The sequence below is a fragment of the Serratia sp. (in: enterobacteria) genome (assembly GCF_046715635.1).
In the GTDB taxonomy this organism is placed as follows: Bacteria; Pseudomonadota; Gammaproteobacteria; order Enterobacterales; family Enterobacteriaceae; genus Chania.
In genome coordinates this window covers 1-12,390 of the sequence record NZ_JBKJYW010000125.1, presented here as the reverse complement: position 1 = coordinate 12,390, position 12,390 = coordinate 1, and the positions used below count along the sequence as shown (strand labels likewise).

The following is a 12,390-nucleotide window of genomic DNA, read 5'->3' as shown; positions in this document are numbered from 1 at the left end:
CGATTATGCGATCGGTACCGCGTTGGGTAATGACATCCTGGATTTGCTCAACAGCAAAAAGACGCAGGGTGTAGACGTGAACCGCCAACTGGCGCTGGCAGGCGTGACCGATGTGATCAATGGCCAGACCAAGTTGGCCAAAGAACAGATTGCCAAAGCCTTGTATGAAAGTGAGTTGGAGCTGAACGATCAGCATAAAAAGATCAAACAGCAGAACGAAAAGCAAGGCAGCAGCTATATCGATAAGTTCAAGAAGCAGCCACGCGTTGTTCAGTCTAAGCAAGGCTTCTATTACCGCATCGATTATGTTGGCGATAGCGTGATTGGTGAGGGTGATACCGTCGCCGTGGTAGTTAAAGAGAGCTTGACCAACGGTAAAGTGATCAAGGATATGGATCTGGCTGGCACTTCAATTTCGCAGCCGCTGAGCGCTTACCCACCGCTGTTCCGCGAAGCGCTAGGCAAGTTGAAGAACCACGGTAACATGACGCTGGTGGTGCCGCCTGAACTGGCCTATGGCGAGAAAGGCATGGCACCGGATATTCCACCGGGCGCGACCATGGTCTACAACGTACGCATAAAGGATGTGATACCGGCCTCCGAGCAAAAAGCTCCGTAACCCTATAACAAACCCGCCAGACGATTGGCGGGTTTTTTTTAGCTGAACCACGCTGGGGACTGGCAATGCCCCAGTGTGGTGCAGAACCCGGTTTTACCTCTTCACCCAATCCCGCCTTATCGTTACCTTTCATTATTTTTTAATCACTTAGACTGATCACACACCGTTTGTTCTGCCTGGCCCGTTTTTTGCTGTAGCTGATGTAGTTGATATTGAATGCAGTTAACCGCAGCTAGGAGCCACGATGAATTTCAGACGCTTGAAGTATTTCGTAAAGATCGTCGATATCGGCAGCCTGACTCAGGCGGCGGAGGTGTTGCATATTGCGCAGCCCGCACTGAGCCAGCAAGTTGCTACCCTGGAAGGGGAACTGAAGCAGCAATTGCTGATCCGCACCAAACGCGGAGTGATGCCCACGGAGGCCGGTAATATTCTTTATGCCCATGCGCAAACCATTCTTCAGCAGTGCGAGCAGGCCCAACAAGCAGTGATCGGCTGTGGGGATACAGTGGTTGGGCAGGTTGCGGTCGGCCTGGTGCAAGGCAGTGCGGCCTCGCAGTTGGCGCTGCCGCTGTTGCAAGCGGTACGCGATCGGCATCCTGGGATTTTGCTGAGTCTGAATGAAAATATCGGTAATGCGTTGAGCCATCAGGTAGCAACGCAGGCTCTGGATATGGCGGTCATGTACGGGCAAAACATGTCATCGAGCCTGAGCGTCACGGCGTTGGCGAAAGAAGATTTGTATCTGGTAGCGGCAAGAAGCATCCCTCATTCGGGCAACAGCATCGATTTATCAGCGGTGAGCCGGTTTAATCTGTTTTTGCCACGTGAGGGGGATGTGGTGCGTGGCCTGGTCAATGAGGCTCTGGCGCTGCGCCAACTTACAGCGAATGTGATTGGTGAGATCGAATCCCACAGTATGCTTTGCGCCGCTATCGCTGGCGGAATGGGGGCGACGATCCTGCCAGAATCCATTGCCCGGGCAACGATCGGCCCGGCCAAAGCCTGGATGATCCGCCTCAATGCTCCGGTGCTTTCGGTGCCGCTGGCGCTGGTGGTTTCCGGCCAAAAACCGCTTACTGCAGCAGCAGGAGCGGTGAGAGAGATCCTGCTGGAAATTACCGCTAGCCATCATCAGCCGACGCGAGTGCTGGCTTTGGCGCTGTAGGGGCGCCACAATGCTGCGCCCGTTTAACAGCATGTGGTGTCCAGCCGTTCGGATCAGCGGAACGGCGGTTCGTTGAAGGTGCGCAGTTTGCGCGAATGCAGGTGTTCACCCTCAGCCCGCAGCAGATCGATGGCACAGATCCCGATCTGCAAGTGCTCTGAAATCGCTCCTTCGTAGAATCGGTTTGCCTGGCCTGGCAGTTTGATCTCGCCATGCAGCGGTTTATCAGACACGCACAGCAGCGTGCCATAAGGCACCCGGAAGCGATAACCCTGTGCCGCGATGGTGGCACTTTCCATATCGACGGCGACGGCGCGGCTGAGGTTAAAGCGCAGTGCGGAAGCCGAATAGCGCAGCTCCCAGTTGCGATCGTCGGTGGTGACCACCGTCCCGGTACGTAACCGCTGTTTTACCGCTTCCCCAGGCATACCGCTTACCGTTTTGGTGGCGTCATACAGCGCGCGCTGAACTTCCGCGATGCTTGGGATTGGGATATCCGGTGGCAGCACTGAATCTAATACATGATCGTCACGCAGGTAGGCGTGGGCCAACACGTAATCGCCAATCGACTGGCTTTCCCGCAGGCCGCCGCAGTGGCCAATCATCAGCCAGGCATGGGGCCGCAGCACTGCCAGGTGATCGCAGATGGTTTTGGCGTTGGAAGGACCGACACCGATATTGACCAGGGTGATCCCCTGGCCATCGTTGGCGATCAGGTGATAGGCGGGCATCTGGTGGTTCTTCCAGGCCAGATCGGACACCGTCTGCTCTGGATTGGGCGTTTCTGCCGTAACTAATTGCCCACCGGCACAAGACAGCGCGATATAGGGGCTGGCCGGATCGGCGATCTGGCTACACGCCCAGCGGACAAACTCATCGACATAGCGTGTGTAGTTGGTAAACAACACAAAGTGCTGAAAATGTTCCACCTGCGTGCCGGTGTAGTGCCGCAGGCGGGCCAGTGAGAAATCGGTCCGCAGGGCGTCAAAATGGGAGAGTGGAAAATGGTTGGCAAAAGGAGACAGGCCATCTGCATTTTCATCGCCAATCTGCGCCAGTTCGGTGGTGGGGAAATGCTTGGTAAGCCCGGCACTCATGGTTCTGTCCAAGGCCAGATCGGAGCCGTCGATCACATAGGGGAAGGGGATCTCCTGTTGAGAGGGAACCACTTCGATCATGGCGGCATATTCACTGGTCAGCATAGTTAGCTGTTCGGCAAGATAAGGGCGGAACAGCTGCGGCCGGGTGATGGTGGTGGTGTAGCTGCCGGGCCGGGTAAAGCGGCCATAGGCGCGGGTTCTTGGATGATCGGGGTGCTCACCATCCCAGCGTACGCGCAGCTCCGGGTAGGAAAACAGCCCCGAGGCACGGGCCTGCGATTCTGGCAGGGTGCCATCCGCGATAAATTGTTTGATGGCAGCGCGCAAGGCGTTGACCGATGCGTCATACAGTACTTCGAGTTGGTCGAGGGCTTGCAGGGCAGTCAGCGACGTTTTTTCTGGGGTATGCATTGTTTTTCCTCGGTTCTTGCGATACCCCAGCATAGCGTAAAGCGTTGGCCGAATGAATCTATCTGCGGCTGGACTAGCGCGGAGTAGCTATAAGGATCAGGGATCATTATTGCTGACAGAACCTCAATCGCCACGTGAAGAAGGAGCGCAGCACGCTGCGCCCGCTCATTAGATGACTCCCCCGGCAACTAAAAGCTAAAGCGTAACCAGGCAAACAGCACGTTGCCGTTGTTGTAGGTACCAGGGATATAGGTGAACTGAACGGTTGCCTGCTTATAGCCAGCGGAGAACAATGGCAGCACGATCGGCAATGGAATGTAGTTGCCGAAATCTTCGCGTGCGGTGATCCCCGCCGTCACCCCAAACCCAAGGCGGAAATCTTGATTCTGATCCAGATACCAGCCCTTTTCCCAGCCATAGCCGACAATCGGCTGCCACTCATTGTGGGAGTCTTTAAACATCATCGCGTACAGGGCACTCCAGTCGCCTTCTTCGTTATAGCGGGATATCCCAAAGCCACCGCCCCACGGCATCTCATTGTAATGATCCGTTTCGTCGTACATAAAACGGGCGTGCCAACTGATAAACGGCAGATAAAGATCGTGGTATTGCGGGTCCTCCCAGGTTTGTGCGACACCGCTGGTTAAAGAGTTCCACCAACCTGAGACCCGCCCGGTGCTGGGTTCCGGTTCTGCTGCACGAGTTGGCGTGGTTAGCAACAACAGCCCCGTCCAGACCACTGCAAGAAACATCCGCATAGCGTGCTCCTTTGATGAGTAATGACCCATATTATTCTGTTTACGACGCAATTTTTCTCTTTATAGGTCTCGCACCAGCGCTGCTGCCCTGACACCGTTGGTGAGCTGACAAGTTAAAGTCTAGCCGATGGTTGGCGCTTTTCTGGTAATCGCAAAAATTCATTGGTTGGTGTGTTGAGGCATGGAGAGGAGGGATGGGCTCAAAACGTAAGGGCGCAGCATGCCGCGCCCCATTAGAAAAATTACAAACCGCGTTGGTCCATCAAAACAGCCAGGTCAACCAGCCGGTTAGAGAAAGCCCATTCGTTGTCATACCAGGCGAGGATCTTCACCAGATTACCGCCAATGACCAGCGTAGACAGCCCGTCGATAATCGATGACCTTGGGTCGCCCTGATAGTCGCTCGATACCAAAGGCTCATCGCTGTAGCCCAAGATATCTTGCAACGGCCCTGAGGTTGCCGCCTTGCGAAATGCCGCGTTCACTTCTTCTACCGTCACATCACGTTTGAGCGTGACGGTCAGATCAACAATAGACACCACGGGCACTGGCACGCGCAGTGAATAGCCGGTCAGGCGTCCGTCCAATTCCGGGATCACTTTACCGAGCGCTTTAGCCGCACCGCTAGAATAAGGCACGATAGAAAGCGCAGCGGCACGGGCTCCGCGCAGATCTTTTTCCGGTTGATCGTGCAGGGCCTGGCTGTTGGTATAGGCATGGGTGGTGTTCATCAAACCATGTTCAATGCCGAAGCTTTGGTGCAGGACCTGGGCTGCCGGTGCCAAACCGTTAGTCGTACAGCTGCCGTTGCTGACCACTTTATGCAAGGCAGGATCGTATTTCTCATGGTTGACGCCCATCACGACCGTGATGTCATCGTCTTTACCGGGCGCAGATAAAATCACCCGTTTTGCGCCGCCCTTGGTGATGTGTACTTCGGCTTTGGCTTTGTCGGTGAAGAATCCGGTGGCTTCAATAACTAAATCAACCCCCACGCTGCTCCACGCGATTGCGCCTGGGTCGCGTTCGGAGAAGACATGGATGGTTTTACCCTCCACCAGTAACTGTCCTTCGGAGGCTTCAACACTGGCGGCCAATGTGCCCTGCAGCGAGTCGTATTTCAGAAGATGAGCCAGGGTTTTGCTGTCGGTCAGGTCATTGATTGCCACGACCTGAAAGTCATTGCGACCCAGTGCGGCGCGCAGTACGTTTCTGCCAATTCGACCAAATCCGTTAATGCCTACTTTGACCATGATGTGCTCCTAGGTGAGTTATCTGGTTCCAAAATAGTCCCTGAGTGATTTGGCGTAAATGACAAATAACAATCAATTTAGGACATAACGCGGGCGTGGAAACGCTCTCGATAATCTGACGGTGTGAGTTGTAGATTTCTTTCAAATACGCGACGCAGGTTGAGGCTGTTGCCAAAACCCGTGGCGACGGCGATTTGGTCGAGTTTATCCGAGCTTTGTTCCAGGTGTTGCCGCGCAACGTCGAGGCGGACTTCCTCCACATACTTGGCGGGGCTGATCCCGGTTTCACGGGTGAAAACGCGGGTAAAATTCCGTGGGCTCATGGCCACGTGCTCCGCCAGCCTTTCAACGGATAAGTCGCCGGAGAGATTTTGCAGTATCCACGTTTGCAGGTCACGGATTGGGCCAGGCGAACTGGCTTGGCTGAGCAGAAAACGGCTGAACTGTGATTGTCCGCCGGGGCGACGCAGGAACATCACCAGGTCTTGGGCAACATCGCGCGCCAACGTGAAGCTGTGATCGTCTTCCACTAAGGCCAGCGTGAGGTCGAAGCCAGAACTCACGCCAGCTGAGGTCCAGATCTTGCCGTCCTGAAGATAAATTGGGCCTTTCTCTACGTGGACATTGGGGAATTGAGCTTGCATCGCTTCAAGTAGCCGCCAGTGCGTGGTGGCACGGCGGCCATCAAGCAGGCCGGCCTGAGCCAATAACCACGCACCGCCGCAAATCGATACGATCCGCCGTGCATAGGGCGCCGCCTGACGCAGCCAATTGACGACAATATCGCTTTCCTCAATGCTCGTCCCTCTGCCTGTGATCATGATGGTGTCACGTGGCACGGTGGGATCAAGGTCCGCGAGACGGTGATCGGCCAACAGGTTTAGCCCCGACATCCCCTGGATCACGCGGTGCGCCTGGGGCGTGGCAATTGACACCTGATACGGTGGATGTGCGGGAGCCGTCGGCCTCAATCGGTTGGCTTGCATCAGGATATCGGCGATGCCCGTAGGCTCGAATAACATCCCCCCTTCGGGGACGATAATCAAAAAAGTGTGCATGTCCTTAAAATACAAATTAGACAAAATAAGTCAAGTGCGGGGTTGGGTTGGTGATGCTGACTGGGTTGATTGGGGGGTAATGAGAAAGCAAGAAGCCCGCTTAGGCGACTAAGCGAGCGCTTGATCGTCAGTGGATTTATTCAAGCACGTCGGTAAATGACCATGACTACTCCGGATAATGCGATTATTGAACCCGTAATCTCATAAATATTTAACAGCTGACCAAACCATAAGTAAGCAAAAATCATCGTTGTTGGCGGTTCTAAATAGATAAGACTGGCGGTTTTATTAAGCTCACCTCGGCGAAGCATGATTGCCAGAAGACCATACGCCCCCAGTGTGGAAAATAATGCCAACCAGAGAACAGCAAACCAGTTGTCAAATCCTGACCAGTCATCAAGATGGGTCTGAAACATGCAGATGACTGAGAAAGCAATCACATTAATTATGGATTGTATGAACATCAATGGAGGGAGTTTGATTTCTATCTTGACGTTCTTTTTCTGATAAATCGTTGAGGCCGTCAGGCTTAGCATCGAGATGAATGGCAACAGATAAATCCACGTGGATAACGGATCACCCTGATTAATAAGGGTTCTTCCTATAATAACAAAGCAAGTGCCGAACAGACCTATGCCCAACCCAAGCCATTGTCTTAACATGAGTTTTTCTTTTAATAACGTACCAGAAAGCAGGGCGGTGGCAACGGGTTGCAAGGCTGCAATAAGTGCAACAATGCCTGCTTGCAAACCTAATTTAATGGCGTAAAAAACGCACACCAAATAAATAAACTGTCCAAATAAAGCTGTGATGACAATAAATTTTATTTTATTAAAGTCCATTAATATAGACAATAAATTCTTCTTGAAGATAATTATCACAGGTAAAAGTAAGACAATAACAACTAAAAATCGTAGAAATAGAATTTGAAAAGGATTGTTATCACCGACGAGTATTGCCCCGATGAATCCTGAACTCCATGTCAGAACAAAGCCTGCCGATAAAAGCATGTTTATCAAACGCACTTTGGACGAAATCATCCCAAATCTTCCCATGTTATAGGAGCACAGTCGATAGCGGCATAATCTGTACTGGCCACTTTTTTAGTTGTTTGAAAAGCTCCCCAGTTGTTTAACGTAGCAGGGATCCCATCGTCACCAGCGACATGCCAAAACTGAGCGATTTTAGATAAATTAAGTAAGAAATTTCGATCTCTGACCATATCATGGATAAATTTAGAATACCTATCTGCTGCTCGAATTCTTTTTGAAATAATAAAACGACTATTCCTGGAGTAACCTTCTAATTTTAGACAGGCCTCACGCAACAGTATCTCCCCCGCATGGGTTAAAACTTTGAAAGGACCTTTGAAAGAGGTCATCTCCAAAATGCTATCCTCATAGTCACTTAAGGAGTAACCTGATCCCCTGAGGGAAATTAAATTATTACTATGTTGTTGTATTGCATCGCGACTTTTCCATTTGAAATCTTCCGAACTTATACCGTGGGGGGCTGGGGTAGCTCTCAAGGCGGTCAGGACCTGTTGCAGACCTGTCGCGTAGGTTGGCAAATTTGCAGATGGTTTCATGATTGACATCCTGTAGGTTGTTTGGCATGTCAATTAATGGTGACAGGTTTAATAGTCAATGGGAAATAAGAAGTAAACGGTTTAAAATAAGAGGAGCTTATGTTGCACCGGAATGCCAGGCAACTAACGTTAGAACACATGCGGGTTTTTGTCGCCGTGATAGAAACCAAAAGCTTTTCAAAAGCCGGAGAGGTGCTTGGGAAATCTCAGCCAGCTATAACGCAAATCATCAAAAAGCTGGAGGATATTCTGGCGTTACCACTTTTACTGCGTAAACAAGGCAGAGTTGAAACCCCTACGCTCGATGGGCGGATTTTTTACCTCAAAGCAAAAAAAGCGTTAGATTCAGCAAATGAGGCATACTTCGCCCTTCGAGGAACGCCATTTTCCGGGAAACTAAGAATCGGTATTTTGGATGACTTTCAAGCCAAGTACATACCCATGCTGATCCGTTCTTGTCGGTCAGTTTACCAGAATGTAGAACTGGAAATAACGTCAGAACTCTCATGGCGACTGAATGAGGGATTCTCAAGGGGGGAACTCGACGCTATTCTTAACAAATATGTTTATGCCGATAATTTTTCAGAGACTCCACTATCGGTCGAACCGCTCAGGTGGGTAGCCGCGCAGGACTTTATATTAACATCAACGCCAGTCCCATTAGTGGTGTTTCATGAGGGATGTCTTTATCGGCAATGTGCCATTGATACTCTTAACAAACACGAGATAGATTGGAAAATCGCCTATTCAAGCTACAGCTATAGCAATATTCAGGAAGCGGTATCTGCTGGCATGGGGATTTCACCTCTTCCTCCAAGAGCCATGCTATTAAACCACCAAGATATTGGTACAACGTCAAAACTTCCTTCACTGCCTGATATCTGTATGACGATTAAACTCTCGCCATCACTGCAAGCCGACAGAATGGCTAATCAGATTGTCCGTCTGATCGCTCAAACGTTTGTTAAAGAAAACTCTTTGTTAGATTATGGAGGAGATGACTCACTTTTTTCAGAATAAATGTGGTTTTTTTGCCGAGGCCGGTGCAAATGCATAACTTGTGCAAGCGGTGCTTGCACAATTGCCTTGCTACCCTTGCGCCAATATTTGCCTGTCCGGCTTACCGATATTGCCATCAGTCACGGCTAGTATGAGATCCCGGGTGGATTTACTTCGGATAACGCAACGCCTTCCCCTTGCTCACCCCAGCGCGCCAGCACCTGTTGATACTCGCCCTGCACGATCGCCGCGTTTAGTGCAGCCTGCAGAGCATAAACCAGTCCGTTGCCCTTTTTGGTGGTAGTGGCTACATAGGCTTTCTTCGGCCCCAGCCCTACCACACGGGTTTGGCCAGTCAGTGCCGCTTTGTAGGCGGCTACCGACTGCGGGCCGAACATGGCATCTGCCCGCCCAGATTGAATATAAAGATTGCCGGATGCGTCATCGGTCAAATAGATCGGTTGTGCGGGTTTCAGGCCCTCACGCTGATTCTGCTCATTCCAGCCCAGCAGAATTCTCTCCTGGTTGGTGCCAGAACCGACAATGACCCGCAGCCCCGCCACATCCGCGGGCTTACTGATAGATTGAATTTCGCTGGTCGATTTTACCGAGAACGCCAGTGAGTCAGCGCGATAAGTGGCAAAATCAAATTTGGTCTTGCGCTGTTCCGTGACGGCAATGTTGACCAACGCAACGTCATAGCGGCCAGAAGTGATCCCTAGTGGCCAGTCTTCCCAGGCGGTTGGCACCAGCTTCAGCTTTAGCCCCAGGCTGTCGGCGAGCAATCGTGCGATGTCAGGATCGCTGCCGATACGCGTTTTATTGTCGCTAGCCAACAGCGCCAATGGCGGTGAATTGAGCGCGGAAATGGCCACCGTTAGCGTCCCTGGCTCTACGAAGCGGTAATCTGCCGGGATTTTACCGATGGCCTGCGGATTTTTAGCCGTGTGCAGCGGCTGCTCATTGGCAGCCAGATCGATATTCCCTTGTGCCAAGGCGACGGAACTGAACCAGACCAGCGCCAGAAATGTATATTTCATTTTTTTCCTTAAAGGACTTTAGATAAAAATTGACGAGTGCGCGGGTGCTGTGGGTGTTTGAGCACCGCCTCGCTGTGGCCCTGTTCAACGATCTTGCCATCAACCATAAACACCACCTGATCGGCGACCTCCCGGGCAAAACCAATTTCGTGCGTTACCACCACCAGCGTGGTACCGGAGCGGGCAAGCTTCTTGATAACGTCAAGCACTTCCCCCACCAGTTCCGGATCCAGCGCAGAGGTGGGTTCGTCAAACAGCATGACGCGCGGGCGCAGTGCCAGTGCACGTGCAATCGCAATGCGTTGCTGTTGGCCACCAGAAAGATGACGCGGCCAGGAATCGGCTTTATCGCGCAGCCCCACCACATCCAGCAGTTCAAGCGCTTGCTTAATGGCGTCCTGGCGATTCAGGTGACCATGGGCGATAGGGGCTTCAATCAGGTTTTCCAGCACGGTGAGGTGCGGGAACAGATCGAAGTTCTGAAACACATACCCCACGTTGATGCGCTGACGCAGGATCTCTTTCTCCTTCAGTTCATAAAGCTTGTCGCCCGACAGACGGTAGCCAATGTAGTCGCCATCAATCTGAATAAAGCCTTCATCAACGCGCTCCAGATGGTTAATGGTGCGTAACAGCGTCGACTTTCCTGAGCCGGACGGCCCGAGGATCACCGTGACCGACCCGGGGGGAATTTCCAGAGAAACGTTATCCAGCGCCTTATGACGGCCAAAAACCTTGCTGACGCCAGTAATGGAGATGTGGCCTTGGGTGTTATGAGATAGGGACATGGATCACCTCCGGTGCAGATGGGGCTGGCTGATGCGATTGGCTCTGTTTACCCGCTTCCTGATTAACGGCGGAGCGGCGTTCGCTGCGTGCCAACCAGCGCTCGACGACGTGTTGCAGCAGCGATAACACGCTGGTGATCGCCAGATACCAGACGGTACCCACCATCAATAGGGGGATCACTTCCTGAGTGCGGTTGTAAATCATCTGGATGGTATAAAACAGCTCAGGCATGGCTAAGACGTAAACCATCGCGGTCCCTTTGGCGAGGCTGATAATTTCGTTGAAACCGGCAGGCAGAATGGTACGCAGCGCCTGAGGGAGAATAATACGCAGGGTACGCCGCCAGGCGGGTAAGCCTAGCGCAGCTGCGGCCTCATATTGACCGTGATCGACCCCCAGAAAACCACCGCGAATGATCTCTGCCGTATAGGCACTTTGTACCAGCGTTAATCCCACCACCGCGGTGGAAAACTGGCCGAGCACGTTGATGGTGGCAAAGCTGCCGAAAGCAATATCGGTAAAGGGAATGCCGATGGAAAGCCGCTCGTACAGGTAGGAAAAGTTGTACAGAATAATCAGCACCACGATCAGCGGTAGCGAACGGAACAGCCAGATGTAGCCCCATGCCAGGCTGTTTAACAGCCAGGAGGACGATAGCCTCGACAGCGCGAGCGCACCACCGATGATCAGGCTGAGTACGGTGCCGAGCAGCGTCAACAGCAAGGTCTGCGCTACTCCCGAGAGGATCACCGGATCAAAGAACCAGCGGGCAAAAACCGCCCATTCCCAGCGAGGATTGAAGGCGATCGACTGGACGACGATCGCCAATACAAACAGTGCCACGACGGCCCCAGCGGTGCGAAGCGGATAACGCGCCGGAACCACTTTAATGCTGGAAGATGAATTCATCGGTGGGTTCCTCAGGCAATATTGCTTTGACTGGCGAAGGTCAGCGTTTTGATAAAACGCAGGCGGCCGTCATAGGGCGGTACGCTGTACTCTTCATGGTCGCGGTGAATGTCGAACTGCGGTTCGTATCCTTGCCCCAGATAAAGCTGCACGGCTTCCGGCTGGCGAAATCCGGTGGTGAGATAGACGCGGCTATATCCCGCCAGCAATGCACGACGCTCCAGTTCCCTTACCACACGGCCCGCCAGGCCCTGTTGGCGCAGTGCCGGATGTGTCCAGATACGTTTCAGCTCTGCGGTATGCGGGTCAAAAGGTTTGTAAGCACCGGTCGCAATGATTTCGCCATCACGCTCCAGCACCAGAAATAACCCCTGCGGCGGCAGATACCATTGCGCCAGCTCCACTTCGGCATCGCGGGAGAAATAGTCCCCATAGCGGGCGGCGTATTCACCGAATAACCCGTTGATAATCGGTTGCAATTCTTTGGCTTCAGGCGAAACATCACGAAATACTTCACTCATGTGACCCCCTTAATCGCCTAATCCTGCCGGGTTGATCTCGGAGGCAGAAAGGCGCTCAATGCCTTCACCCCAGCGGTTAAGCACTTTTTCATAATCCCCATTGTTGATAACGCCATTCAGCGCGGTTTGTACCGGTGCCACCAGGCCACCGTCTTTTTTCAGCGTCACTGCGATATG

At 52.5% G+C, this 12,390-nt stretch carries 13 protein-coding genes and 1 pseudogene; 3 read left to right on the top strand and 11 right to left on the bottom strand.

The window, feature by feature from the left end; all coding sequences use genetic code 11:
• Together ACLQ7H_RS06065 and nac are read left to right on the top strand one after the other, a co-directional pair.
• On the top strand, positions 1-619 hold a 619-nt coding region (locus tag ACLQ7H_RS06065; RefSeq protein ID WP_411751895.1), incomplete at its 5' end, for an FKBP-type peptidyl-prolyl cis-trans isomerase N-terminal domain-containing protein.
• A 244-nt stretch (positions 620-863) separates the two neighbouring features.
• Complete coding sequence (nac, locus tag ACLQ7H_RS06060) at positions 864-1,787, top strand: nitrogen assimilation transcriptional regulator NAC (RefSeq protein ID WP_411751894.1); 924 nt, start codon at positions 864-866, stop codon at positions 1,785-1,787.
• A gap of 53 nt (positions 1,788-1,840) precedes the next feature.
• Here nac and ACLQ7H_RS06055 read toward each other — a convergent pair whose 3' ends face one another.
• The 6 genes from ACLQ7H_RS06055 to ACLQ7H_RS06030 form a co-directional block, all read right to left on the bottom strand.
• A complete protein-coding gene (locus ACLQ7H_RS06055) occupies positions 1,841-3,298 on the bottom strand; it encodes an AMP nucleosidase (RefSeq protein WP_411751893.1) in 1,458 nt (485 codons plus the stop codon).
• Between the two features lie 188 nt (positions 3,299-3,486).
• On the bottom strand, positions 3,487-4,056 hold the full coding sequence (gene pagP / locus ACLQ7H_RS06050; RefSeq protein ID WP_411751892.1) for a lipid IV(A) palmitoyltransferase PagP: 570 nt from the start codon (positions 4,054-4,056) through the stop codon (positions 3,487-3,489).
• A gap of 242 nt (positions 4,057-4,298) precedes the next feature.
• On the bottom strand, positions 4,299-5,309 hold the full coding sequence (gene gap / locus ACLQ7H_RS06045; RefSeq protein WP_411751891.1) for a type I glyceraldehyde-3-phosphate dehydrogenase: 1,011 nt from the start codon (positions 5,307-5,309) through the stop codon (positions 4,299-4,301).
• A 77-nt stretch (positions 5,310-5,386) separates the two neighbouring features.
• Positions 5,387-6,367, bottom strand: coding sequence for a GlxA family transcriptional regulator (locus ACLQ7H_RS06040; RefSeq protein WP_411751896.1), 981 nt, complete (start codon positions 6,365-6,367; stop codon positions 5,387-5,389).
• A 140-nt stretch (positions 6,368-6,507) separates the two neighbouring features.
• Positions 6,508-7,407: a DMT family transporter gene (locus tag ACLQ7H_RS06035; RefSeq protein ID WP_411751890.1), complete on the bottom strand. Its 900-nt coding sequence runs from the start codon at positions 7,405-7,407 to the stop codon at positions 6,508-6,510.
• The gene (locus tag ACLQ7H_RS06030; protein WP_411751889.1) at positions 7,404-7,955 is read right to left on the bottom strand and encodes a hypothetical protein; all 552 of its coding nucleotides are present in this window, start codon (positions 7,953-7,955) and stop codon (positions 7,404-7,406) included. The genes ACLQ7H_RS06035 and ACLQ7H_RS06030 overlap by 4 nt, the downstream gene beginning before the upstream one ends.
• 99 nt (positions 7,956-8,054) lie before the next feature.
• On the opposite strand from ACLQ7H_RS06030, the gene ACLQ7H_RS06025 reads away from it, so the two are divergent.
• Positions 8,055-8,975, top strand: a complete 921-nt coding sequence (locus ACLQ7H_RS06025; protein ID WP_411751888.1) for a LysR family transcriptional regulator — start codon at positions 8,055-8,057, stop codon at positions 8,973-8,975.
• Between the two features lie 125 nt (positions 8,976-9,100).
• Here ACLQ7H_RS06025 and ACLQ7H_RS06020 read toward each other — a convergent pair whose 3' ends face one another.
• The 5 genes and pseudogenes from ACLQ7H_RS06020 to ACLQ7H_RS06000 form a co-directional block, all read right to left on the bottom strand.
• Positions 9,101-9,994, bottom strand: a complete 894-nt coding sequence (locus ACLQ7H_RS06020) for a transporter substrate-binding domain-containing protein (protein ID WP_411751887.1) — start codon at positions 9,992-9,994, stop codon at positions 9,101-9,103.
• Positions 9,995-10,002: 8 nt separating this feature from the next.
• A complete protein-coding gene (locus ACLQ7H_RS06015; RefSeq protein WP_411751886.1) occupies positions 10,003-10,782 on the bottom strand; it encodes an amino acid ABC transporter ATP-binding protein in 780 nt (259 codons plus the stop codon).
• Complete coding sequence (locus ACLQ7H_RS06010; protein ID WP_411751885.1) at positions 10,766-11,692, bottom strand: amino acid ABC transporter permease; 927 nt, start codon at positions 11,690-11,692, stop codon at positions 10,766-10,768. Before ACLQ7H_RS06010 ends, ACLQ7H_RS06015 begins: the two co-directional genes overlap by 17 nt.
• Positions 11,693-11,703: 11 nt before the next feature.
• The gene (locus tag ACLQ7H_RS06005; RefSeq protein ID WP_411751884.1) at positions 11,704-12,213 is read right to left on the bottom strand and encodes a GNAT family N-acetyltransferase; all 510 of its coding nucleotides are present in this window, start codon (positions 12,211-12,213) and stop codon (positions 11,704-11,706) included.
• A 9-nt stretch (positions 12,214-12,222) separates the two neighbouring features.
• Positions 12,223-12,390 (bottom strand): annotated as a pseudogene (locus ACLQ7H_RS06000) (ABC transporter substrate-binding protein); the annotation flags it as partial.